The 23,286-nt window shown below is 58.5% G+C and carries 20 protein-coding genes; 9 read left to right on the top strand and 11 right to left on the bottom strand.

Annotated elements, in window-relative coordinates; genetic code table 11:
* Positions 1 to 353: 353 nt before the first annotated feature.
* Together katG and ACR0KS_RS12380 are read right to left on the bottom strand one after the other, a co-directional pair.
* A complete protein-coding gene (katG, locus tag ACR0KS_RS12385) occupies positions 354 to 2,555 on the bottom strand; it encodes a catalase/peroxidase HPI (RefSeq protein WP_170564741.1) in 2,202 nt (733 codons plus the stop codon).
* 247 nt (positions 2,556 to 2,802) lie between these two features.
* The gene (locus ACR0KS_RS12380; RefSeq protein WP_170564737.1) at positions 2,803 to 3,648 is read right to left on the bottom strand and encodes an SDR family oxidoreductase; all 846 of its coding nucleotides are present in this window, start codon (positions 3,646 to 3,648) and stop codon (positions 2,803 to 2,805) included.
* A 90-nt stretch (positions 3,649 to 3,738) separates the two neighbouring features.
* On the opposite strand from ACR0KS_RS12380, the gene ACR0KS_RS12375 reads away from it, so the two are divergent.
* A complete protein-coding gene (locus ACR0KS_RS12375; protein ID WP_170564734.1) occupies positions 3,739 to 4,371 on the top strand; it encodes a class I SAM-dependent methyltransferase in 633 nt (210 codons plus the stop codon).
* Here the strand turns inward: ACR0KS_RS12375 and ACR0KS_RS12370 are convergent.
* Genes ACR0KS_RS12370 through ACR0KS_RS12360 form a run of 3 tightly spaced genes read right to left on the bottom strand, consistent with a single transcriptional unit; the run spans position 4,368 to position 8,319 of the window.
* Positions 4,368 to 5,147 (bottom strand): carnitinyl-CoA dehydratase, encoded by a 780-nt coding sequence (locus ACR0KS_RS12370; protein ID WP_170564731.1) that lies wholly within the window; start codon positions 5,145 to 5,147, stop codon positions 4,368 to 4,370. The two genes, ACR0KS_RS12375 and ACR0KS_RS12370, sit on opposite strands and share 4 nt — an antisense overlap.
* The gene (locus ACR0KS_RS12365; RefSeq protein ID WP_170564728.1) at positions 5,144 to 7,162 is read right to left on the bottom strand and encodes an acetate--CoA ligase family protein; all 2,019 of its coding nucleotides are present in this window, start codon (positions 7,160 to 7,162) and stop codon (positions 5,144 to 5,146) included. The genes ACR0KS_RS12370 and ACR0KS_RS12365 overlap by 4 nt, the downstream gene beginning before the upstream one ends.
* A complete protein-coding gene (locus tag ACR0KS_RS12360) occupies positions 7,159 to 8,319 on the bottom strand; it encodes an acyl-CoA dehydrogenase family protein (RefSeq protein WP_170564725.1) in 1,161 nt (386 codons plus the stop codon). Before ACR0KS_RS12360 ends, ACR0KS_RS12365 begins: the two co-directional genes overlap by 4 nt.
* 77 nt (positions 8,320 to 8,396) lie before the next feature.
* Here ACR0KS_RS12360 and ACR0KS_RS12355 point away from each other — a divergent pair, with 77 nt between their 5' ends.
* Positions 8,397 to 9,338, top strand: coding sequence for a GlxA family transcriptional regulator (locus tag ACR0KS_RS12355; RefSeq protein WP_170564722.1), 942 nt, complete (start codon positions 8,397 to 8,399; stop codon positions 9,336 to 9,338).
* On the opposite strand, the gene ACR0KS_RS12350 is transcribed toward ACR0KS_RS12355, so the two are convergent.
* Positions 9,335 to 10,324, bottom strand: coding sequence for a sterol desaturase family protein (locus ACR0KS_RS12350; protein ID WP_170564719.1), 990 nt, complete (start codon positions 10,322 to 10,324; stop codon positions 9,335 to 9,337). The two genes, ACR0KS_RS12355 and ACR0KS_RS12350, sit on opposite strands and share 4 nt — an antisense overlap.
* Positions 10,325 to 10,337: 13 nt before the next feature.
* Positions 10,338 to 11,093, bottom strand: coding sequence for a class II aldolase and adducin N-terminal domain-containing protein (locus ACR0KS_RS12345; RefSeq protein WP_170564717.1), 756 nt, complete (start codon positions 11,091 to 11,093; stop codon positions 10,338 to 10,340).
* A 116-nt stretch (positions 11,094 to 11,209) separates the two neighbouring features.
* On the opposite strand from ACR0KS_RS12345, the gene ACR0KS_RS12340 reads away from it, so the two are divergent.
* From ACR0KS_RS12340 to ACR0KS_RS12325, 4 genes are all read left to right on the top strand, one after another.
* Positions 11,210 to 12,085 carry a LysR family transcriptional regulator gene (locus tag ACR0KS_RS12340; RefSeq protein ID WP_170564714.1) on the top strand — a complete coding sequence of 292 codons (876 nt, stop codon included), beginning with the start codon at positions 11,210 to 11,212 and terminating at the stop codon, positions 12,083 to 12,085.
* Between the two features lie 142 nt (positions 12,086 to 12,227).
* On the top strand, positions 12,228 to 14,030 hold the full coding sequence (gene ade / locus ACR0KS_RS12335) for an adenine deaminase (protein ID WP_170564711.1): 1,803 nt from the start codon (positions 12,228 to 12,230) through the stop codon (positions 14,028 to 14,030).
* Complete coding sequence (locus ACR0KS_RS12330) at positions 14,027 to 15,490, top strand: AMP nucleosidase (protein ID WP_170564695.1); 1,464 nt, start codon at positions 14,027 to 14,029, stop codon at positions 15,488 to 15,490. The genes ade and ACR0KS_RS12330 overlap by 4 nt, the downstream gene beginning before the upstream one ends.
* A gap of 130 nt (positions 15,491 to 15,620) precedes the next feature.
* Positions 15,621 to 15,908: an HU family DNA-binding protein gene (locus ACR0KS_RS12325; protein ID WP_068341148.1), complete on the top strand. Its 288-nt coding sequence runs from the start codon at positions 15,621 to 15,623 to the stop codon at positions 15,906 to 15,908.
* A 151-nt stretch (positions 15,909 to 16,059) separates the two neighbouring features.
* Here ACR0KS_RS12325 and ACR0KS_RS12320 read toward each other — a convergent pair whose 3' ends face one another.
* A complete protein-coding gene (locus tag ACR0KS_RS12320) occupies positions 16,060 to 17,268 on the bottom strand; it encodes a BCCT family transporter (protein ID WP_480693222.1) in 1,209 nt (402 codons plus the stop codon).
* Between the two features lie 180 nt (positions 17,269 to 17,448).
* On the opposite strand from ACR0KS_RS12320, the gene ACR0KS_RS12315 reads away from it, so the two are divergent.
* The 3 genes from ACR0KS_RS12315 to msrA all read left to right on the top strand — a co-directional run bounded on the left by ACR0KS_RS12315 (position 17,449) and on the right by msrA (position 19,382).
* On the top strand, positions 17,449 to 18,327 hold the full coding sequence (locus ACR0KS_RS12315; protein WP_170564692.1) for a DMT family transporter: 879 nt from the start codon (positions 17,449 to 17,451) through the stop codon (positions 18,325 to 18,327).
* 99 nt (positions 18,328 to 18,426) lie between these two features.
* Positions 18,427 to 18,876, top strand: coding sequence for a peptide-methionine (R)-S-oxide reductase MsrB (gene msrB, locus ACR0KS_RS12310; RefSeq protein ID WP_170564689.1), 450 nt, complete (start codon positions 18,427 to 18,429; stop codon positions 18,874 to 18,876).
* On the top strand, positions 18,873 to 19,382 hold the full coding sequence (gene msrA / locus ACR0KS_RS12305) for a peptide-methionine (S)-S-oxide reductase MsrA (RefSeq protein WP_170564686.1): 510 nt from the start codon (positions 18,873 to 18,875) through the stop codon (positions 19,380 to 19,382). Before msrB ends, msrA begins: the two co-directional genes overlap by 4 nt.
* Before the next feature lie 19 nt (positions 19,383 to 19,401).
* On the opposite strand, the gene ACR0KS_RS12300 is transcribed toward msrA, so the two are convergent.
* From ACR0KS_RS12300 to fzlA, 3 genes are all read right to left on the bottom strand, one after another.
* Positions 19,402 to 21,405 (bottom strand): hydantoinase/oxoprolinase family protein, encoded by a 2,004-nt coding sequence (locus tag ACR0KS_RS12300; protein ID WP_170564683.1) that lies wholly within the window; start codon positions 21,403 to 21,405, stop codon positions 19,402 to 19,404.
* Between the two features lie 72 nt (positions 21,406 to 21,477).
* Positions 21,478 to 22,515: a tRNA epoxyqueuosine(34) reductase QueG gene (gene queG / locus ACR0KS_RS12295; protein ID WP_170803190.1), complete on the bottom strand. Its 1,038-nt coding sequence runs from the start codon at positions 22,513 to 22,515 to the stop codon at positions 21,478 to 21,480.
* Between the two features lie 72 nt (positions 22,516 to 22,587).
* Complete coding sequence (gene fzlA, locus ACR0KS_RS12290; protein ID WP_170386802.1) at positions 22,588 to 23,253, bottom strand: FtsZ-binding protein FzlA; 666 nt, start codon at positions 23,251 to 23,253, stop codon at positions 22,588 to 22,590.
* Positions 23,254 to 23,286: the final 33 nt, after the last annotated feature.

Below are 23,286 nucleotides of genomic sequence, written 5' to 3'. Positions count from 1 at the left end.
CAATCATTCCCTCAAGATGCCCCCAGTCTCTCCTGAGCGTCTCCGCCGCTTCCGCCGCGTCCCAGCGCCTCAGCAGCGCCGGTGAGGGGGTATTTACGGATTAGGTCTGAGACCTGCAACCCCCATTTTGAAAAAACTTCACTTTTCTCGGCAGAAACTTACACACCTTAATAAAAACAACATGTTAGCTTTACAATTCCCCCTTCGGTCCCAGGAATTTAAGGTTTGAAGGGCAGTATCGAATGGCCTTTCGGTGGAATCGTACCCAATGCTTGGTATGCCCACAGGAAGTGGGCCAAGAAAATGCCGCCCGAGTCTCCCCGCGCGGCACAATCATTGTACATGGCGTGTGCTTATTTCAGGTCGAAGCGGTCGGCATTCATCACCTTGTTCCAGGCGGAGACAAAGTCGCAGACGAATTTGCCCTCTGCGTCAGCTTGGCCATAAACCTCGGCCAGCGCACGCAGTTGAGAGTTTGAGCCAAAGACCAGATCAACCCGGGTACCCGTCCATTTGACCTCGCCGCTTGCCCGGTCACGGCCTTCATAAACACCTTTGCCCGACGGCTTCCATTCTGTGCTCATGTCAAGCAGGTTGGTGAAGAAGTCATTGGTCAAGGCTCCGACGCGATCGGTAAACACACCGTGTTTGGCGTCACCGAAGTTCGCACCCAGAACACGTAGGCCGCCGACAAGCGCCGTCATCTCAGGCGCGGACAAGGTCAACAGTTGGGCCTTGTCGACCAGCAATTCCTCTGGCGAGACTGAGTAGTCGCCTTTCTGGTAATTGCGGAAGCCATCTGCGATGGGCTCCATAACAGCAAAGCTGTCGGCATCTGTCTGGTCTTGGGTCGCATCGGTGCGGCCCGGAGCGAACGGAACCTCAACGTCCTGACCTCCGGCCTTGGCGGCCTGCTCGACACCGACGTTACCTGCCAGAACAATCACATCTGCCAGCGAGACTTTCTTGTTGCCCGACTGTGCATCGTTGAACGCGGCCTGAACGCCCTCGAGCACATCCAACGCCTTGGACAGCTTCATCGGCTCGTTCACATCCCAGTCCTTTTGCGGCGCAAGGCGAATGCGTGCGCCGTTGGCACCGCCGCGTTTGTCCGACCCGCGGAAACTCGAGGCCGAGGCCCATGCAGTCGAGACCAGTTCGGACACCGACAAGCCCGACGCCGCGATCTTGGCTTTCAGGTCGGCCACATCCGCGTCGTCGATCAGGTCGTGATCCACGGCGGGGACGTTATCCTGCCAGATCAGTTCTTCGGTCGGCGCTTCCGGCCCGATATAGTTCGAGCGCGGGCCCATGTCGCGGTGGGTCAGTTTGAACCAGGCGCGGGCAAAAGCATCTGCGAATTCATCCGGGTTCTCGTGGAAACGTTTCGAGATCGGGCCATAGATCGGGTCCATGCGCATCGCCATATCAGCGGTGGTCATCATGGTTTTGACCTTCTTGGACGGATCGTGCGCTGCCGGGGCCATGTCTTCTTCTTTGACGTTCACCGGCTCCCAGATATATGCACCCGAGGGGCTTTTCGTCAGGTTCCAGTCATAGCCGAACAGCAGATCGAAGTAACCGTTGTCCCATTTGATCGGGTTCGCGGTCCATGCGCCCTCGATCCCCGAGGTCGTGGTGTCGTCGCCCTTGCCCGAACCGAACTTGTTGATCCAGCCAAAGCCCATCTCTTCGATCGGAGCGGCCTCAGGGTCCGGCCCAACCAGATCGGGATCACCCGCGCCATGGGCTTTACCAAAGGTATGACCGCCAGCCACCAGAGCGACGGTTTCCTCATCATTCATCGCCATCCGGCCAAAGGTCTCGCGGATATCCCGGCCCGAGGCCAGAACATTCGGCTCTCCATCCGGGCCTTCAGGGTTCACATAGATCAGACCCATCTGCACGGCGGCCAGCGGGTTCTCCAGATCGCGCTCACCCGAGTAACGGCTGTGCGGATTCTCTGTCGGGGCCAGCCATTCGGTCTCCGAACCCCAATAAATATCTTCCTCGGGTGCCCAGATGTCTTCGCGGCCACCGGCAAAGCCAAAGGTCTTGCCGCCCATGGATTCAATGGCGCAGTTACCCGCCAGGATCATCAGGTCAGCCCAGGAGATCTGGTTGCCGTATTTCTGCTTGATCGGCCACAGCAGGCGGCGCGCTTTATCAAGGTTGCCGTTATCGGGCCAACTGTTGAGCGGCGCAAACCGCTGGTTCCCGGTCGAAGCTCCACCACGGCCATCCGCTGTCCGGTAGGTCCCGGCGCTGTGCCACGCCATACGAATGAACAGACCGCCATAATGACCGTAGTCAGCAGGCCACCAATCCTGCGAATCCGTCATCAGCGCATAGAGGTCTTCCTTCAACGCTTTCATGTCCAGCTTCTTGAACGCTTCGGCATAGTCGAAGTCAGCGCCAAGGGGATTCGACACCGAGGTGTTCTGGTGCAAAATCGAAAGGTTCAACTGGTTTGGCCACCAGTCCCGGTTGGACCGGGTTCCAGCACCGTGCATCACAGGGCATCCGCCCGACTTAGGGTTATCACTTCCGTCCATAACGATCTCCAATCCTGGCTGGGTTCCGGCAGGTTCGCGCGGTCAAAACTCGGTCGATCAAGAACACATATAGATGACACCAACATCCGGCCCAAACGCACAGAAAGGGGCGTGCGTCTTAGGCGCGGACGATCGGCGACTCTTTGCCTTGTCATTGCAGGTTCTATCAAATTCAAACCATGCAAATAAGTTTTGTTTATGGATCGAAGCGATAAGGAAAAGCTATCACTTATCGATCAGCCATTTGCTAGCTATCGTTGATCAGAGACTCCAGCCCCACCCGGTAATTCGGATAGTGCAGCGTCACGCCAAGCTCATCTTTGATCCTGTCATTCCTGACGCGCTTGTTTTCATTGTAAAAGCTGCGGGCCATCGGGGTCAGATCGGCCTCATCAAAAGGCACTGCAGGCGGAAGGGGCAGACCTTGCAGCTCGGCCGCATAGGCGATCACATCCTGCGGCGGCACAGGCTCGTCATCGCAAACATTGTAGATCGCGCCGGGATTTGGGGCCGCCATCGACGCCACCAGCACCTGCGCAATATCTGCGACGTGGATTCGGGAAAAGACTTGGCCCGGTTTGATAATGCGACGCATCCCAACGCGTTTGAGCTTGGAAAACGGGCCGCGACCCGGTCCGTAGATACCAGCCAGGCGAAAGATATGCGTCGGCAGTCCCGGTATTTCCTGCCATTGGGACTCGGCCCGTATTCTCCACCTGCCGCGCTCGGCTGTTGGCGCAGGTGGGGTTGTCTCATCAACCCAGCCGCCCTGATGATCGCCATAGACTGCCGTGGTGGACAGATACCCGACCCATTCAAACTGCGAAGCGCGCTCTGCGATCTCATCCCGCAGGGCCGCCAGAACAGGATCGCCCTGCGCAGTCGGAGCCGTCGAGATCAGCAGATGCGTGACCCCGTTCAGGTCCGGCGTCTGACCGGGCCAGACAACAGGTTCGGCCCCCGATGCCTTCAAAACCGGTGATTGCGCAGGGTCCCGCGTGGTGCCCAGAACCCGCCAGCCCATCGGCTTCAACAGCCGGGAAACTTCCTGCGCCGAATAGCCGTGACCAAACGAAAAAAGAGTGCCTGTCATGCCGCCCTTGATGATCTGCAAACTCGGCAGATGCAAGCTTGGGTGCCGAGATACTTGATTCGAATCCCTCAATGCGCCTTTCTTTTAGGCATGAGCACCAAAACACCTGACCTGCACACCGCCTATGCGCTGGAGTCGCCAGAGGATCACAAGCGGCTTTATGCAGAATGGGCCGGCGATTACGATGAAGGGTTCGCCGCGCGCGAGGACTATCAACTGCATGTCCACACCGCGCGGGCTTTTGTCAGCACCGGAGGCCAAGGCCCGGTACTGGATGTTGGCGCGGGAACCGGGTTGTGCGGCGCCGTTCTTGCCGGTTTAGGCGTTGGCCCCATAGACGCCACAGATATCAGCGCCGAAATGCTGGACCGCGCCATGCGCAAGGATATCTACCGCGATGCGATCGAAGCTGATCTGAACAAAGGTATCCCCGTGCCGCGCGAAAGCTATTCCGGCGTCGTATCATCCGGCACGTTCACCCATGGCCACCTTGGACCAGAAGCCCTTCCAGCATTGCTGCGCGTCGCCCGCCACGCGGCGCAGTTCGCACTGTCTATCAATGCGCAGCATTATGAGAAATTGGGTTTCGCGGAAGCCCTGCACAAGATGGCGCAGGGTCAGATTCAAAACCTGACTCTGACCGAAGTCCCCATTTACGGCGATCTGGCCGCTGGCCCAAACAAGGACGACACGGCCCTGATCGCCCTGTTCGAGCGCGTCTAGCGCCCCTTCCAGACCGGATCACGCTTTTCAGCAAAGGCACGCGCCCCTTCCAGATTGTCCTCGGACCCATACAGCGTATCGACGGTCGGCAATTGCCGCCTCGTGATCCGGTTCATGACGTCCTGGAACTTGGAATCCTCGGCCTCGCGCACGATCTCCTTGATTGCCGCATAAACAAGCGGGGGACCGCTGGCCAGAAGACGCGCCAGCTCCCAAGCGCGATCCATCAACTGTTCAGACGGCACGATCTCATTGATCAGACCCCAGTTCTTTGCTTCTTCCGGCGTGAACCAGCGCCCGGTCAGCAGAAGTTCCATCGCGACATGGTAAGGGATCCGCTTGGGCAGCTTGACGCTGGCCGCATCCGCCACTGTACCGGACCGGATTTCTGGCAGGGCAAAACTTGCATGATCGGCGGCAATGATCATGTCCGCGCTCAGGGCCAGTTCCAGCCCACCGCCGCACGCGATGCCATTAACGGCTGCGATGACCGGCTTGTTCATATCGCGCAGCTCTTGCAAACCGCCAAAGCCGCCGACGCCGTAATCACCATCGACCGCATCACCGTCCGCTGCCGCTTTCAGGTCCCAGCCGGGGCAAAAGAACTTGTCTCCACCCCCCGTGACAATGGCGACCCGCAGGTCTGGGTCGTCACGGAAGTCGCGAAACACGTCCCCCATCACGCGGCTGGTGGCCAGATCAATCGCATTTGCTTTTGGCCGGTCCAGTGTGACCTGCAGGATCGCGCCCTCGCGCTTGGTTTTGACCGGGTTCATGAGCTTGCCTTTCGGATCAGAGCATCCACCGCTACCGCCCCATCGGGGCAGCAGATGAGCGGATTGATTTCAACTTCGCTGACATGGGCTGCATTGGCAATGACATAGGCTTGCACCGCATCAACCGTATCCAGAATCGACTGCATGTCCGCTGCCGGTTTGCCGCGGTAGCCCGCCAGCAAGGGTGCGCAGGCCAAATTGCCCAGCGCCTTGCGGACCGCCTGACGCGACGACGGGATCAACAAAGAGACCGAGTCCCTCAGAATTTCCGTCAGCACTCCACCCGCGCCCATCGTCAGCACATAGCCATGAGCCGGATCGCGCGTCACGCCGATCAGCAATTCAGCAACCCCGCCTGGCGCCATTTCTTCGATCAGAATCTCCGCCGTTCCAATCTCGGACGCGGCGCGGGCCACGTCCTCAGGGTTCACATTCAGCCGAACGGCCCCCTGGTCGGATTTATGCGCGAGACCGACACCTTTGACCGCAAATGGACCCGCCAATTTCTCGGCCGACTGCCGCGCCAGTTCAGGCTGCGTTACGACGCTTTTCGGCACTCGTACACCGAATTTCGCGAGGGTTCGTTTCGCCTCAGCCTCGGTCAGAATGACATCCGAGTCGGCACAGGACGGCATCAGAACAGGGTCCGCTTGGGTATCGAATGATCGGGATGCGGCTTCAACGGCCGCCAGCGCTTCGTGCAACCCTGCAAAGGGCACTACGCCTCCGTCCAGCAGCCGTTGGGCAACATCCTCGGGCATCAATTCCGGCAAAGTAGCAGTCACCGCAAACGGGCGGCCCGAGCGCGCCACGCAGTTCAAGGCAGCCTGCGTAGCGCAGTCCCAATCTGTCGAATCCGTGTGGGGATAATCGACGATTGCCATGGTCAAACCCTGCTCTGGGCCTATCATGGCGGCCCATGCCTGTGTCATGGCCTCAGTGTCGCGCCAGATATACGTGTGATAATCCAGCGGGTTCGCCAATGCCACCATTGGCCCCAAGGCGTCCCTCAGGTCGGCCCGTTGCGTCGAAGACAGCGGCGGAAAGTGCAGGTCCCGGCTTGTGGCCATATCTGCGGCAAGACTGGCCTCTCCTCCGGAACAGCTAATGGTGCTCAAGCCGTTGCTATCTAGCGGTCCGGTCACATGCAGCAGCTTGAGACACTCCAAAAAGCTCGGAATGTCGTCCAGCCGCGCGATTCCCAACCGGTCCAGCAAGGCCTGCGCACCAGCATCGCCACCAGCCAAGGACGCCGTGTGCGAGATCGTCGCTGCCTGCGCATGAGCAGACCGGCCCATCTTGAGCGCAACAATCGGTACACCCCGAACCCGCGCTTTGCTGGCCAAAGCCTCCCATTTGCGCAGATCACCGAAACCTTCGATATGCACGCCAATGGCTGTGATGCGATCATCGTCCAACAGAGCCAAAGCAATATCGGCCTGATGTGTCTGGGCCTGATTTCCGCAGGTCAGCATAAAGGCCAACGGCAGCGCGCGGCGCTGCATCGTCATGTTGATGGCGATATTGGAACTTTGCGTCAGGATCGCGACACCCCGATCCACGGGCCGCATTCCGTGCTGATCGGGCCAAACGGCCACGCGATCCAACCCGTTCACGAATCCATAGCAGTTCGGGCCAAGGATCGGCATATCCCCCGCTGCCGCGATCAACTGTTCCTGAAGGTCCGCACCTGCGTCGTCTTCGGCCTGCGCCTCGGTAAAGCCCGAGGCGAAACAGACCGCCCCTCCTGCGCCCATCGCGGACAGGACCTCAACCGCTTGAATTGTGGCATGCCGGTTGATCCCCACAAAAGCCAGATCAGGCGGTGTCGGCAGCGACTCTAGTGAACCGAAGGCCCGTTCCCCGGCAACTTCAGCCGCCTTGGGATGTACGGGCCAGATATCGCCCTTGAACCCGAACCTGCGCGCTTGCTGAATGACCGAGGCACACCACGCTCCACCCCCGATCACAGAGATGGACTTAGGGGTTAGCGCACGGGCCAGCGCTGCGGTCATGCGCCCAGTGCCCGCAGCAGATCGCGGCTGATGATGTGGCGCTGAATTTCGCTGGTGCCGTCCCAGATGCGTTCCACACGAGCGTCCCGCCAGAACCGCTCTAGCGGGTAGTCATCCATCAGACCCATGCCGCCATGCACCTGAATCGCCGCATCCGTCACCCGCGCCAGCATTTCCGAAGCATAAAGTTTGGCCGAGGCGATCTCGCGGTTGGAGGGCAGCCCCTTGTCCAGCCGATCAGCGGCAGCGAGGGTCAGCAGATCGGCGGCATCAATCTCGGTAATCATATCGGCGATCTGGAACGAGACGCCCTGAAACTTGCCGATCTTCTGGCCGAACTGTTCACGCGTGGCGGCATAGTCCAGCGCATAGTCGAACGCCCGCCGCGCGCGCCCCACGGACATGGCAGCAACGGTGATCCGCGTGGCATAAAGCCATGTGTTCATCACCTCGAACCCGCCATCGACCTCACCCAGAACCTGAGCGTCGGGTAGGCGGCAATCGTCAAAATCCAGCACCATGTTCTTGTATCCACGGTGGCTGACCGACTTGTATCCATCGCGGATCGTGAAACCGGGGGTGCCGCGATCAACCAGAAAGGCAGTGATGCGCTTCTTGGGGCCCTTGGGCGTCTGATCCTCGCCGGTTGCGATGAAGACGATGATGAAATCTGCATGCTCCGCGCCCGAGATGAAGTGCTTGGTGCCATTGACCACCCAATCGCCACCGTCCCGCACGGCCGCACATTTCATCCCCCGCACGTCTGATCCCGCACCCGGCTCGGTCATCGCCAGCGCATCCATCTTTTCACCGCGCACGGCGGGCATCAGATAGCGGTCGATCTGATCGCCCTCACAGGCCATCAGGATGTTCTGCGGACGCCCGAAGAAATGGTTCAGCGCCATCGACCCCCGCCCGAGTTCCCGCTCAACCAGCGCAAACTCCAGATGGTTCAGCCCCGCGCAACCAACACTTTCCGGAAAGTTGCAGGCATAAAACCCCAGCTCGATGGTCTTGCGCTTGATCTCGTCGGCGATCTCTTTCGGCACCTCACCTGTGCGTTCGACCATGTCTTCATGCGGGTAGATTTCATTTTCGACAAAGCTGCGAACGGTTGAAACGATCATCTCTTGTTCGTCGGACAGGCCGTATTGCATTTGGGATCTCCACATCTGAGGTTGACCATATCCTGACGCGGGTTGATCTTTTCATCGTGCGGAAATAGTCATCAGATATGCAGAAATGGACCAAATCACCCTCTGCACCGCAGCAATTCGGGGTGCTTCTGTTCGACGGGTTTTCAAACCACTGCCTCGCCAACACGGTCGAGCCACTGCGCGCGGCAAACACGATTGCCGGACAGAAACTGTATGACTGGAACTTCCTGTCGCTGGATCGTGCGCCCGTGACGTCCTCTTCAGGTTTGCAGGTTGCACCGCACCAGACCCTTCAAGACGCCCGCGGGGATATTCTGTTCGTCATGCCTTCTTACGGGTTCCGGGCGCATGGCGGGTGGCGCACCTTGGCCGGGTTGCGCGCTTCTGCTGGTCGTTATGCAAAACTGGCCGGATTGGACACCGGAAGCTGGCTGCTGGCGCTTGCGGGGTTGTTGGACGGTCATCGCGCTACGATCCACTGGGAAGAACTCAACAGCTTTACCGAGCGGTTCCCAGACATCGACACCCGGCGCGAGCGGTACGTCATTGATCGCAACCGCATCACCTGTTCCGGGGCCATGGCCGCCTTTGATCTGGTCCTGCACCTAATCGGGCAAGATCACGGGCAAGCCCTCGCGCTGGAGGTGGCGCAGTTGTTCATGACCCGCGATTCTGCACGCTCGCATTCCGGAGGCGCGGGCGCGACCAGCGGGTACGTGAACAAGGCGCTGGCATTGATGCAGGAGAATCTGGAAACGCCGCTGGCTATCACAGAAATTGCCCGCCGCGTTGGCCGTTCACACAAGGCCCTATCGGTTCGGATGCACGCGGAACTGGGCGCGGGGCCAGCGCAGGTCTACCGCCGCCTGCGCCTGAACCTTGCGCGCAAGCTGGTCGCCGAAACCGACCTGACGATTGCAGAAGTCGCTCTGCGGGCCGGCTATGACGACCCCAGCGCGCTGACCCGTGCATTCCGGGCCGAGTTCGGCGTCACGCCACGCGCGTTACGAGCCAGCTAGGTATACATCTGTTTCTTGAATGCACGCGTTCGGGTCGTCGCGTCAGCCGATCCATCATGATAGGTGCCAAACCACTTATCGAACGGGATTTCGGACGTGCCATAGTTGCACTCGAAATACCGGTGGTGGAGTTGGTGAAAGAAGTCCCCGGCACGGGCGGCATCCGTGTCTCCGGCCCTGAGCTTTTCAAACCCTGAATGCGACAGCACCGGGCTGATCTGCTGAAAATACGTATGAAACAGCAGATGCAGCGGGTGCGACGGCACGATCAGGTGAATGAAATAGGTCGTGAAGTACAAAAGGTTTTCGTACCAGTGGTTGGAAATGCCCGACCATGGCCCGATGTTCACGTTACGATGGTGAACCGCATGGACGTGTTTATATAGCTTCGGGTGATGTTCCAGCCGGTGAACCCAGTAGAAATGCAGCCCTGACCACATCGGGATGAACAGCATCCACACCACACACCAAACCGGCGCACTGGCCCATGTCACGGTCGGCACATATCCGTTCGCCATCGCCCAGTAGATCACCCACTGATAAACGGTGGCGACCGTCATCGCGCTACCCAGCGTCCACCAGATGTTATCCCAGACCTGATTGCGGAATGTGAAGTTGCCGTTGTTGCGAGTCAGGTCCCGGCGATCAAATTTCTTATACATGCCCTGCCCTTTGCGCATGTACAGCCACCAATGAAGGCCGCCCGCGACCAGGATCTGCGGCATCATGTTCAGCAACCAGATGCGAAACATCCAGCCGGGCGCGAAACTCTGCATCGTTTCCAGAGTAGGGAAGAAAAACACGTAAGCCGTCACCGCCAGAACCATGCAAAGCGTCAGCGACGTGATCTGCAGCCAAGCGCCACTATACCACTGCAAAACGGCTGCGGGACGCGGCGGCCAGTTGAATAATGGGTTCAATCCCACCGGCCCGTCAGGGTGATAGTGCCAACGGGCGGCTTCGGGGTCCTGAGACGCGTTGGTCATCGCGGCCTCCTGCTTATGTGGCGTAGTCTGAACCTTCGGCATCCAGCAGAGATTTGATCTCGCGCAGGTGCGCTTGGGCCTGATCGGGATAGTCGTCCAGCTCTTGCGCGGTCTTTTCGGCAATCTCGTCTGACAACACGCGCAAGGGCAGCCCGGTTTGAAGCGCGCGAATGTACGTTTCGGCTGCACGTTCAAAATAATAGAGTCTGTTAAAGGCATCCGCCGGGTCGCTGCCGATGACCAACACCCCGTGATTGCCCATGATCATGACCTTCTTTTTCGGGTCCGAAAGCATGGCAGCGCAGCGCTCACCTTCGCTTTCAAAGGCCAGTCCGCCGAATTCCTCATCTACCACATATCGGTCGTAGAAAGTTGCCGTGTTCTGGTCGATTGGCGGCAGGGTACTGTCAGCAAGCGAGGCGAGAACCGTCGCGAAAATGGAATGCACATGCATCACACAGCGCGCATGGGGGCAGCGTCTGTGGATAGACCCGTGCAAACCCCATGCTGTCGGGTCGGGGGCGCCGGGCTGGGTCATGACATCCGGGTCGTTTGCATCCAGAAGCAACAGGTTCGACGCCTTTATCCGAGCGAAATGCATCTGGTTGGCATTCATCAGGAACTGCGTTCCGTCTGAATTGACCGCCAGGCTGAAATGGTTGGCCACGCCCTCATGCATGTTCAACCGTTCCGTCCACCGGAAAGTCGCGGCAAGGTCAACGCGCTCGGACCAGTGGTCGATATTGGGCCGCAGATTGGTGACGCTCATGTCAGGCTCCTGTCGGGTGGCTTCGGACTGCAAAAAGCCTGCCTTCGCTGCGGAAATTTGACCAACGAAAAAAACGCAACTAATTCATTAGTCAAACTTATGCTTGAGTTATGCCAATGCAGAAATCTCTTCCTCCGCTGGGGTGGCTGCGCACGTTCGAGGCCGCAGCACGCCATCTGTCATTCACCGGTGCCGCGCGGGACCTGAACATGACGCAAAGCGCGGTCAGTCAGCAAATCAAGTCGCTCGAGGGGTATCTGGGTCAGCCCTTGTTCTTGCGAAGGCCGCGCGCACTGGAACTGACGGAAGCCGGAATAACCTACCTGCCGGTTGTGCGTGATGCCTTCCGAACTCTGGTTCGGGGTACACAGGCCGTCACCGGCACGCAGCAGAACGCAGTGCAGGTTCAGAGCAACATAACTTTTGCGGTGAACTGGCTTGCCCCGCGACTTCCGAAATTTCGGGCGCAACAACCCGAGGTTCAGTTGAACATCTTTACCGAACTCTGGGAACCGCGGGAAATGGCCGAGGGCGCTGCGGTTGAAATCCGATACTCTCTGCGCCCCTCCGACACGGTGCGCACCGAGCTGCTGAGGACTGATCACTACTATCCCGTCTGCGCGCCGGAGTATCAGGTTACGCTGGAAACTTTGCAGCAACATCCGCTGTTCGATTGCTCGAACCTGTTGTCGAATTGGGAGAGCTGGGTCGAAGAACAGGGTCTAATATGGGAAAAACCGCCCATAACTTACTCGACAACCTATCTGGTCAGCCTCTCGGTGGCGATGGCAGGCGGCGGGCTGTGCCTGTCACATGATACCATTGCCCGCAGGTTAATTGACGAGGGCAAACTCATCGCGCCCTTCGATCATCGCGCGGCAATGCCCGAAGCCTATTACCTGCTGCTGTCACCCCAAGCCGAAGAAACACCCGGTGCACTGGCCTTTGCCGATTGGGTGCGGCGCGAGATTGAGAGCGATATTCAAGCATAACGGAACGCTCCCGCCCATCGGCAATGCCCGCAAGGGGCATCTTCTCTGGTTGGGCCGGGCAGCGCTGACGCGCTGCGTGACGGTTTTATGATAGCTGTTCGGCAGGGGTTGAACCTTTCCCGGCATTCGGGAAAGTTGGGCCATGGAATACACACCTTTCCCAAGTTGGCCCGATGTCGCCCCCCGTTTGATCGCCGTCGCCGCAGGGCGCGAGGTCGCTGACCTTATCATACGCGGCGGATCGTGGGTAAACGTGCATAGCCGCGAAATTCTGCCAGATCACGACATCGCCATTGCGTCCGGGCGCATTGCCTTTGTTGGACCGGACGCTTCGCATTGCGTCGGACCCGATACCCGGATCATCGAGGCAAACGGTCGCTTTATGCTGCCCGGCCTGTGCGATGCCCATATGCATATCGAATCGGGAATGCTGACACCGGCCGAATTCGCCCGTGCAGTCATTCCGCACGGAACGACCAGCATGTTCACAGATCCGCACGAAATCGCCAATGTGCTGGGGCTGGACGGTGTGCGGATGATGCATGACGAAGCGCTGCTGCAGCCTGTGAATATCTACACACAGATGCCATCCTGCGCGCCATCTGCGCCCGGTCTCGAAACCACGGGCTATGAGATCACCACGCAGGACGTTGCCGAAGCCATGTCCTGGCCCGGCATAATCGGGCTGGGTGAGATGATGAACTTTCCCGGCGTGATCAATGGCGACCCCAAGATGCTTGCCGAGATCGCAGCAACGCAAAATGCAGGGAAAACAGTGGGCGGACACTATGCTTCGCCTGATTTAGGGCCTGATTTCGCGGCATACGTCGCAGGCGGTCCGGCAGACGATCACGAAGGAACCTGTGAAGCGGACGCAATCGCGCGGGTTCGGCAAGGTATGCGATCGATGATGCGGTTGGGGTCGGCATGGTTCGACGTGGAAAGCCAAATCACAGCCGTTACCGAGAAAGGGCTGGACCCAAGGAATTTCATCCTGTGCACGGATGATTGCCACTCGGGGACATTGGTCAATGATGGTCATATGAACCGGGTTGTGCGCCATGCCATCGCCTGCGGGTGCGATCCGTTGATCGCGTTGCAAATGGCCACGATCAACACGGCCACGCATTTCGGACTTGAACGAGAGATCGGCTCGATCACTCCGGGACGGCGGGCAGATATCATTCTCAGCTCTGACCTGACCGAACTGCCGATTGAAATGGTCATCGCCCGCGGTCAGGTTGTGGCCGAAGGCGGGACAATTACGGTGGATTGCCCGCATCTCGACTGGCCCGAGACCGCACGGAACACCGTCCATCTGGGGCATACGCTCGCCGCTGGTGATTTTGAGATCGAAGCGCCCGCCGGGGCCAATCGCGTGCAGGCCAACGTGATTGGCGTCGTTGAAAATCAGGCGCCAACCAAGGCGCTCAAGGCCGAGTTGCCGATCATCGAAGGATTGGTGGAAGGCGAAGGTGAGGTCTGCCAGATCGCGCTGGTCGAACGCCATCGCGCGACCGGAGGGGTCACGAACGCCTTTGTCTCGGGGTTCGGCTATCAGGGCAAGATGGCCATGGCGTCCACCGTGGCACATGACAGCCACCACATGATCGTTGTGGGAACCGACCGCGCTCAGATGGCCCTGGCCGCGAACCGACTGGCCGAAGTTGGGGGCGGGATCACCATATTCCGTGATGGCGCGGAATTGGCATTGGTCGAGTTACCGATTGCCGGACTGATGTCCGACAGTCCCGCCGCTGACGTGGCGGCCAAGGCTGAACAAATGGTCGAGGCGATGCAGGCCTGCGGCTGCACCCTCAACAATGCCTATATGCAGCACTCGCTTTTGGCCCTTGTCGTGATCCCCGAATTGCGGATCTCCGACCTCGGGCTGATCGACGTGCGTACATTTGAAAAAATTGACCTTCTGGAACCACTTGCATGACAATAATAAAAACACCCGACGTGCCCAGCGCCGAGAAGTTTACCGACCCTGCCGCCGCCGTCGCCCGGCTAGAGCAACTGTATGAACAGGCAACGCGCTTTCTGTGCGACAGCTTTGCCCAGGCGATGGAACAAGGCACGCCGACCGAACGGTATAGGGCTTTTTACCCTGAAATTCGGATCAAGACCTCGTCTTATGCGCAGGTCGACAGCCGTCTGAGCTTTGGCCATGTTTCCGAGCCCGGAACACATGCAACCTCGGTCACGCGGCCCGATCTGTTCCGGTCGTACCTGACCCAGCAAATCGCGCTGTTGATCAAGAACCACGATCAACCGGTGACGATCGGAGCCTCAGATACGCCGATCCCGGTTCATTTCGCGGTGGCGAACAATCCCGATCTGGTCGTTCCCCATCAGGGTGCCGCCGGTTTCACACTGCGCGACGTCTTCGATGTTCCGGACCTGACCACCACAAATGACGACATCGTAAACGGTGTTCACGATCACGAAGACGAGGACGGCCCCCTGTCTTTGTTTACGGCCCAACGGGTCGATTATTCGCTGGCGCGTCTGGCCCATTATACGGCAACCGATCCCAGCCATTTCCAGAACCACGTGCTGTTCACAAACTACCAGTTCTATGTGTCCGAGTTCGAGAACTACGCGCGCGAACAACTGGCCGATCCCGATAGTGGCTATATCAGCTTCGTATCGACCGGGAATGTGCAGATCACCACAGCGGATGGAGTTCTGGATCAGCCGCTGAAACTGCCGCAGATGCCGACCTACCACCTGAAACGAGAGGACGGGTCGGGCATTACGCTGGTCAATATCGGGGTTGGACCGTCGAATGCCAAAACCGCCACGGATCACATCGCGGTTCTGCGGCCTCATGCGTGGCTGATGGTCGGTCACTGCGCTGGTCTGCGCAACACTCAGGCCTTGGGTGATTTCGTTCTGGCGCATGCCTATCTGCGCGAAGACAAAGTGCTGGACGATGACCTGCCGGTCTGGGTCCCGATCCCTCCGCTGGCCGAGATTCAGGTGGCACTGGAACGTGCCGTGGCCGAGGTCACGGAACTTGAGGGATATGAACTGAAGCGGATCATGCGCACGGGCACCGTCGCCTCGGTCGACAACCGTAATTGGGAACTGCGGGACCAGTCCGGGCCAGTGCAACGCCTCAGCCAGTCGCGCGCCATCGCGCTGGATATGGAAAGCGCCACCATTGCCGCGAATGGCTATCGATTCCGCGTCCCCTACGGCACCTTGCTGTGTGTGTCAGACAAACCGCTACATGGGGAATTGAAGTTGCCGGGAATGGCCTCGTCGTTCTATACCACACAGGTCAGCCGTCATTTGGCGATCGGAATACGAGCGATGGAGCATCTTCGCGGCATGCCGCTGGAACGGTTGCACAGCCGGAAATTGCGTTCTTTCGACGAAACGGCCTTTCTCTGAAGCAAAAAAGCAACGTTTTCCCCATATTTTTAGGGTTTTCGGCGCTACTATTCGTTGTGTTCGGCCACAATATCCCGTTACAGTTACGCGGTGAGGCCCTATTTATCGGGCACGTTAAGGAGACCAAGAAATGGCAAAGCCTATGACAAAGACTCAGCTGGTTGCTGCTCTCGCTGAGGAAATGGGGACAGACAAGAAAGCCGCCAACAGCGCGCTTGAGGCCATCACCGGCCTGATCACCCGCGAAGTATCCGCCGGCGGCGCAGTGACCCTGCCCGGCGTTGGCAAAATCTACTGCCGCGAGCGCCCCGAGCGCATGGTACGCAACCCTGCCACCGGTGAACAGTTCAAGAAAGAAGCTGACAAAGTGGTCAAGATGACCATTGCAAAAGCTCTGAAGGACAGCGTGAACGGCTGATCCCAGCCTGTACCGCTAAGTGATTGAGGGTCGCCTGCAGGTGGCCCTTTTTCTTTGCTCTGGCCTATTTCTCAAGGCCCGTCCAACGGCACGCCCGGAAAAGAAAAAGGGTGCCCACTTGAGCACCCTTGTGACGCAGAACGGGCTTGGATCAGTGAACCGTTTCCACTTTGTGGAAGTCCAGATTGCGGTCTTCTGGCATTGCCGTGATGCTTAGCACCTCGCGCCGTTTGGCGATCAGGATATAGACCACGCAAGCCAGATAGAGGCCCACGACCACTGCTCCGATCCACTGGATTTGCAACCATTGGCTCTGGAACAACAAGGTCAGGCCGAACAGCAGTGCCACGTTTCCGCCGATATATCCCAGCTTGCCCAGACGCTGGACCGTCATGTTCAGATTGTCGGTATAGAGACGGATCAGTGAGTCCAGAGAGTTGATCACGAAAGTCACGCCAACGATTACCATCGCGATGTTGGTGATGCCTGCGGTGCTGATCTCGTTCAGGTGGTAGTAGTAAAGAACCGAGAACCAGATCGCCAGCGGGATCGACGGGAAGATCAGCAACGCCGCCAGCAACTGCCACGTAGTCAAGCCGCCCACGAAGCGCGAGGTAAACTGACCGATCATGATCGACCACGCGAACCACCAGAACAGGTAGAAGGCGTGATAGTCGGTCAGCGGCAGGACGAATTTGTGGATGTTGGCAAAATACGCACCGATATTGCTGCTGGTTTCCAAGAAACCCGATACACCCATACCCGCCGCGGCCCACATACCAAGGATCAGCGCAAGGAACAGAAAGGTCGAGCCGACCGACAAAATGCGGACGTATTTCAGGTCAGTCGAGGAATAGGCCGCCGCCAGGATCACCGCGAAAACAACCGCATAGAAGGCCGGGATGACTGTTTCACCGTCGCCGATCTCGGGGATGTAGCCGGGCAGGTAGATCAGGAACAGGCTGGCCGTGAAGGCGCAAGTTCCGATGATCACCACGTTGTTGATAAGTTTGACCAAGGGGATTTCAAAGAACTGCACACGAGGTTCTATGACGCAGAAATAGAACGCGGTCAGGAAGTAGAACGCCCAGATCAAAAAGCCCCAGAACCCGAACTCGATCGCCAGGGGGTTGGCAAAGGCGTAGGCCGGGTCCTCGGCATAGCCGCCGAACTCGGTCAGTGGAAACATGATCAGACCTACGTCCAGGCCGGACGTGAACAGGATCGCGATGAAGGTGAACAAATGCACCGGTGTCACACCAACGATCCGCAGATTCCACCACTTTACCACAAAGAACGCGACCAGACCCAAGGCCAGCAGGACGCCGAACGACAGTATGTATTCCAATAGCACCAACATATCTCCCTTGATGTGTCAGGTTTGGATGCTGCTATCTTTTATTGGCTGGTCAATCAACAAAAACGACACCTCTGAAAGTGGCGCGACATGGCTGTGTCTTTTTTAACGCAAGAAGTGGCGCTTGTTGCAGCTTTCGACAAATTGGGGAACAGTGCTCGAAAATAGATGGAAGGGGCGGCGATGGACCTGCGCGCCATGGCCATGGGGCTGACATTTGCGTTTATCTGGTCGTCGGCCTTTACCTCGGCGCGGATCATTGTCGTGGACGCTTCGCCTTTGTTTTCCCTCGCGCTGAGGTTTCTGATTTCAGGGCTTATCGGCGTCATGATTGCAAGGGTCATGGGCCAAAGCTGGCACCTGACCCGGTCGCAGTGGTACGCCACCATATTGTTCGGAATTTGCCAAAATGCCCTTTATTTGGGTCTGAACTTCTACGCCATGCAAACGGTCGAGGCATCGGTCGCCGCGATCATCGCCTCGACCATGCCCCTATTGGTCGCGCTCGCGGGCTGGCTGCTGTTGGGCGAACGGCTACGACTCATGGGTATCGCGGGCTTGTTTGCCGGATTCGCCGGAGTCGCCCTGATCATGAGCAGCCGCATCAGCGCCGGTGTGGATATGTTCGGTGTCATGCTCTGCGGTCTCGGCGCACTGGCGCTGACTTTCGCTACGCTTGCTGTTCGCGGTGCGACTTCGGGTGGAAACTTCATGATGGTTGTGGGGTTGCAGATGCTGGTTGGGTCCGCTGTCTTGTTTGTGGCAGCACCGGTTTTTGAAACGATCTACATTCATCCAACGATACCGCTGGCGCTGGCCTTTACCTACACGACGCTATTCCCCGGTTTGCTTGCGACCTTGATCTGGTTTCTGCTGCTGGACCGGATCGGAGCAACGCGGGCTGCCACGTTTCATTTCCTCAACCCCGTCTTCGGCGTCACAATCGCCGCGATATTACTGGGTGAGAAATTGGGGCCACTGGATGCAGTTGGCGTTGGCGTGACCACGTTGGGAATTCTGGCCGTACAGCTTTCCCAGCAACCCGCGCCAAAACCCGGCTGATACCCGCACATCTGCGCGAGGAAGGCAAAACCCCCTTTGCTTTCGTCGTTCAAACCCCATTTATTAGGCCAAAGCTATTTCCACACGTCCCGAGGACCAATGACCCGCTATACCAAAGACCCCGAGGCGATCGCTGCCCTGTCACCCGAGGAATACCACGTCACGCAGAACAGCGGGACAGAGCGCCCCGGAACCGGCAAGCTGCTGAACAACAAGGAACCGGGGATTTACGTCGACATCGTTTCGGGCGAACCGCTGTTTGCCTCGACCCACAAATACGAATCCGGTTGCGGCTGGCCCAGCTTTACAAAGCCCATCGTGCACGAACACGTTGAGGAGTTCACCGACCGAACACTGGGTATGATCCGAACCGAGGTCCGGTCGAAACACGGGGACAGCCATCTTGGGCATGTGTTCCCCGACGGCCCGCGCGAACATGGCGGGCTGCGCTATTGCATCAACTCGGCCTCCTTGCGGTTTATCCATCGCGATAACATGGAGGATGAAGGCTATGGCGAATACCTGATTCATGTGGAGGACACCCAATGACCGAACAACGCGCCGTTCTTGCAGGTGGCTGCTTTTGGGGCATGCAGGATCTGATCCGCAAATTGCCCGGCGTATCCAGTACCCGTGTGGGATACACCGGCGGTGACGTACCAAACGCCATCTATCGCAATCACGGCACCCACGCCGAAGGGATCGAGATTTTCTTTGACCCTGCGCAGATCACTTTTCGCGACCTGCTTGAGTTCTTTTTCCAGATTCACGACCCGACCACGGTCAACCGACAAGGCAACGACATCGGCATGAGTTACCGGTCCGCCATCTACTTTGTGGATGATGACCAGAAACAGGTCGCTCTGGACACGATTGCCGACGTGGACGCCAGTGGCATCTGGCCCGGCAAGGTCGTTACCAAAGTCGAACCCGTAGGCGATTTCTGGGAGGCTGAGCCGGAACATCAAGATTATCTTGAGCGTATCCCGAACGGCTATACCTGCCATTTCCCGCGCCCCGACTGGGTTCTGCCAAAACGCAACGCGGCCGAATAGTGGTTGGCCCCAACCTGGGCTAACCTGACGCCACCCGCGGGCGGCCGCTGGCTTCGACCGTTACGGTTGCTTCAACAAAAACGTCCCGAGCCTCAATTCGCGCGGTCCGGATATCGCGGTCCACGATCACCCGGATATCTTCTGCACCCGCCTGACGGATTTCGCTTTCGGCCTCGTCTTTCAGGGCGGCCTGCAAAACCTTCAACGCTTCTTGGGATTCGGTGAAATCCTGCGGCCCGGTCTCAAGGTGCACCCTATAGCGCCCCTCTGACGGTGACGTTACGGTCCCTGATCGGCGCAACGTCAGCCGACCCACCACAGCCCCGATCGCATTGGCCACGCCGGTGTGTTCGGGCAGGATCATTTTGCAATGCAGCCGCTCTCCTACCGCTGGGTAATAGCTGGGCGCCGACGCCCCAAGGCCGATCACATCCACATTCAGGGCCGCATCCAGTGCCAGCAAACCGCGGTGCCGATCCAACCCTTTTTGCGTCAGAACATGGCGAGCCAGGTCTGTTGCAGACAGCCCAAAATCCTCAGCTTCTTCTGCAAAAGCAGTCTCTAATAAGGTCAAAGAGGTCTGCTCGGTCAACTGAGTCACGATCATCTCGGCCAATGCTTCCGGTGTTGCAGCCAAGACATCCCCGGTTCCAACTCGCTTGCGCGCCATCAACTCCAGCGCTTTTCGCGCCGCCTCAGTGTCCCACGAGGTCAGTCGACCAAGCACATGGGACGCATCAGACGGAGTGACGCCACTGACCTGAACGATCCCGCGATCCACAAGCCGCGTCAGCGCGCCGCTTTCCATCCGGGTTTTCAGCAAGTCCGACAATGGCACAACCCGATCCCCGAGCCTTTCCAAAATCGCGTCTTCCCGTGGCCCCAGACCTTCGGCATGAAGGCCCGGAACGCGACGTGCAAAGCGCGTGTCATGCTCACCCACCGTTGTCGCGCGTAGTTGTGCATCAAGAACCGGGTGAACAATTTCGGGATGCTCAGCCGCAATCAGCGAGACAGGTAAAACCCGCCGCGGTCCAAGGAACACGCCGCCTGCCAAGCCTTCGGTCCTCACATGCACCTGACTGTCACCGCCCAGCCCATGCGTCCGCATGGCCACGGCCTCGACCATTGTGCGAAATCCGCCCACCTGCGCTCCGGCCGGGTTAATCGCCGGCTTGCCATCCCGGATCAACGCAATATCCGTAGTCGTACCCCCGATGTCCGAGACCAAAGCGCTCTCGGCCCCGGTCAGCCAACTCGCCCCTACAATCGACGCGGCAGGCCCACTCAGAATGGTTTCAATCGGCCTGTCCCGGGCCTGTTCCGCGCTCATCAAGGCGCCATCACCGCGCACAACCATCATTGGCGCCGAAATACCAAGCTCTACCAGTTGATCCTGCGCGCGCCCGATCAGCCGGTCGATCATTCCAATCAACCGGGCATTCAACACGGCGGTCACGGCGCGTTTTGGGCCATTCAGCTTGGCGGACAGATGATGCGAACACGTAACCGGCGCGCCTGTCTTTTCTGCAATGATCCGCGCGGCCTCAAGCTCATGCGCCGGGTTCCGCGTCGCAAACTGCGCCGCCACCGCAAACCCCGACACACCTGTATGTGAGTCTAAAAAGGACAAAAGCGCCTCGGTATCCAGAGGGGCAGCCTCAGCCCCGGCATGCGTGTGACCCCCGTTCAGTACCACGGCCGGATCACCTTTCAAGGCATCCTTCAGCCCGTGCCTGTCCAGATCTGACTGTTTGAACCCGATGTAAACAAGCGCAACGCGCCCACCCTGCCCTTCGACAAGGGCATTAGTGGCCAGCGTCGTGGACAGTGACGCCATCGAGATCTGATCCGGCGAGACCTGCGCCTGTTCCAACACGGCCGAGATCGCTTTGCCCACACCGATCGCCAAATCCGCCCGTGTGGTCAGAGATTTGGCCGAGGCTATCACATCCTTTTCGTCCCGAATAAGGACTGCATCCGTATAGGTTCCGCCTGTATCCACCCCCAAAGCCAACGCCATCGGGACCTCCTCACTGTTCGCTGAAGATCGGTGTAGCGGTTCGCAGCGACACGTCCACCCCGTTTGCGGCACTCAAGCCAGTTGTTTCACCGCCCAACGCGCGGCATCGGCCACGGTCGGATCGGGATCGTCGACCAGCCGCGCCGCAACTGGCCTTAATTCCGGCAATCCGGAATTTCCGATTGCATATAGAACATTCCGCACAAAGCGATCCCGCCCGATCCGCTTGATGGGCGACCCCGAGAACTTTTCGCGAAACGCCGCGTCATCCAAACCAGCCAGTTCCGCCAAGGGCGGAGACTTCAACTCGGGACGTGCCGCATATCTCAGATCGCTTACGGCGACGGCAAACTTGTTCCAGGGACACGCGGCTAGGCAATCGTCGCAACCATATATTCGATTTCCCATTTTCCCGCGCAGCTCTTCATCAACCGGACCCTTGTGTTCGATGGTCAGATAAGAAATGCAGCGCCGCGCGTCCAACTGATACGGCCCCGGAAAAGCGTCAGTCGGGCACACATCCAGACAGGCCCGGCATGATCCGCAATGATCAACTTCCGACATATCTGATGGCAAATCCAAAGTGGTGAAAATAGACCCTATGAAAGCCCAATTCCCCCAGTCTCGGCTAACTAGATTGGTATGTTTCCCCTGCCATCCCAGCCCGGCCGCATGGCCCAGCGCCTTTTCCGGCACCGGTGCGGTATCGACAAACACCTTCACCTCTCCTCCGGCTTCGGCGATCAACCACCGCGCCAACCGTTTGAGGCGTTTTTTGACCAGATCATGATAATCTTTGTTCTGCGCATAAACAGAAATCGCCCCGCGTTCCGCGTACTGCAATACCTCGGTCGGATCATGTTCGGGCGTATAACTTTCGGCCAGCATGATCACCGAGCGCGCCTCGGGCCACAAAGCTGCCGGATCACCGCGCCAATGGGTCCGCTCGGCCATCCAACCCATCTGACCGTGGTACCCGGCATCCAAAAACGCCTTCAACCGAGCGGGCACCTCGGGTACATCCCAAGGGCGGCAGATACGACAGGATACAAACCCCTCACTTAGGGCCTGCGCCACCAGCTTTTCCTTTAAACCCGATCCGTTCTTCATCTGGCCAAAAATATCCTCGGGGGGAATCGCGCCCCGGCGCGATGGGGGGCAGACAGCCCCCCTGCTACCCTATCAGAAATCCAGATCAGCGTAATGAGGCGGTGGCCGGAAACCCGGCACCTGATCCGCCAGAATCGACCGAAACGCAGGGCGTGACTTGATCTTGGCGTACCAATCCTTCACCGCCGCGGATCGGTTCCAATCCACGTCCGAGATATAATCCAGCGCCGACAGATGCGCAGCCGCTGCAAAATCCGCCAGCGTCATCTGATCTCCGGCCAGCCAGCGGCGATGATCCAACAGCCAGGCCATGTAATCCAGATGATACTTGATTGCCTTGGCACCTTCCTTGACGTTCTTGCTGTCCGGATAGCCCTCGCCGGTAACCTTCTTGTTCACCCGCTCATACAATAGCTTCGAGGTGACCTCCTGGTGAAACTTGTCGTCAAACCACGCAACCAGACGCCGAACCTCATACCTGTCTTCCGGCGTCTTAGGCAAAAGCGCAGGTTCCGGTCGTGTTTCTTCGATATACTCGCAGATGGCTGTGCTCTCGGACATGATCTTTCCGTCCAGCCGTAGAACCGGAACTTTCCCCGCCGGGTTTCGGCGTAGGAAGTCCGGGTCTTTTTCCCAGTACCTCTCTTCCACCAGCTCTACTTCGATCTTCTTTTCCGCCAGAGACAGGCGAACCTTGCGACAGTAAGGGGACAGGGGAACGTGAAACAGACGCGCCATGATCTTCCAATCGAACCAGTGAATACTCTTCTG

Source organism: Ruegeria sp. BC7 (assembly GCF_056539165.1).
Note: the sequence above shows the minus strand (reverse complement) of the source record. Positions and strands in the feature narration are given on the sequence as shown.

Coding starts and splice junctions, on each gene's coding strand:
- katG (WP_170564741.1), bottom strand. CDS start 2,555: ATGGACGGAAGTGATAACCCTAAGTCGGGCGGATGCCCTGTGATGCAC.
- ACR0KS_RS12380 (WP_170564737.1), bottom strand. CDS start 3,648: ATGACAGGCACTCTTTTTTCGTTTGGTCACGGCTATTCGGCGCAGGAA.
- ACR0KS_RS12375 (WP_170564734.1), top strand. CDS start 3,739: ATGAGCACCAAAACACCTGACCTGCACACCGCCTATGCGCTGGAGTCG.
- ACR0KS_RS12370 (WP_170564731.1), bottom strand. CDS start 5,147: ATGAACCCGGTCAAAACCAAGCGCGAGGGCGCGATCCTGCAGGTCACA.
- ACR0KS_RS12365 (WP_170564728.1), bottom strand. CDS start 7,162: ATGACCGCAGCGCTGGCCCGTGCGCTAACCCCTAAGTCCATCTCTGTG.
- ACR0KS_RS12360 (WP_170564725.1), bottom strand. CDS start 8,319: ATGCAATACGGCCTGTCCGACGAACAAGAGATGATCGTTTCAACCGTT.
- ACR0KS_RS12355 (WP_170564722.1), top strand. CDS start 8,397: ATGCAGAAATGGACCAAATCACCCTCTGCACCGCAGCAATTCGGGGTG.
- ACR0KS_RS12350 (WP_170564719.1), bottom strand. CDS start 10,324: ATGACCAACGCGTCTCAGGACCCCGAAGCCGCCCGTTGGCACTATCAC.
- ACR0KS_RS12345 (WP_170564717.1), bottom strand. CDS start 11,093: ATGAGCGTCACCAATCTGCGGCCCAATATCGACCACTGGTCCGAGCGC.
- ACR0KS_RS12340 (WP_170564714.1), top strand. CDS start 11,210: ATGCAGAAATCTCTTCCTCCGCTGGGGTGGCTGCGCACGTTCGAGGCC.
- ade (WP_170564711.1), top strand. CDS start 12,228: ATGGAATACACACCTTTCCCAAGTTGGCCCGATGTCGCCCCCCGTTTG.
- ACR0KS_RS12330 (WP_170564695.1), top strand. CDS start 14,027: ATGACAATAATAAAAACACCCGACGTGCCCAGCGCCGAGAAGTTTACC.
- ACR0KS_RS12325 (WP_068341148.1), top strand. CDS start 15,621: ATGGCAAAGCCTATGACAAAGACTCAGCTGGTTGCTGCTCTCGCTGAG.
- ACR0KS_RS12320 (WP_480693222.1), bottom strand. CDS start 17,268: ATGTTGGTGCTATTGGAATACATACTGTCGTTCGGCGTCCTGCTGGCC.
- ACR0KS_RS12315 (WP_170564692.1), top strand. CDS start 17,449: ATGGACCTGCGCGCCATGGCCATGGGGCTGACATTTGCGTTTATCTGG.
- msrB (WP_170564689.1), top strand. CDS start 18,427: ATGACCCGCTATACCAAAGACCCCGAGGCGATCGCTGCCCTGTCACCC.
- msrA (WP_170564686.1), top strand. CDS start 18,873: ATGACCGAACAACGCGCCGTTCTTGCAGGTGGCTGCTTTTGGGGCATG.
- ACR0KS_RS12300 (WP_170564683.1), bottom strand. CDS start 21,405: ATGGCGTTGGCTTTGGGGGTGGATACAGGCGGAACCTATACGGATGCA.
- queG (WP_170803190.1), bottom strand. CDS start 22,515: ATGAAGAACGGATCGGGTTTAAAGGAAAAGCTGGTGGCGCAGGCCCTA.
- fzlA (WP_170386802.1), bottom strand. CDS start 23,253: ATGGCGCGTCTGTTTCACGTTCCCCTGTCCCCTTACTGTCGCAAGGTT.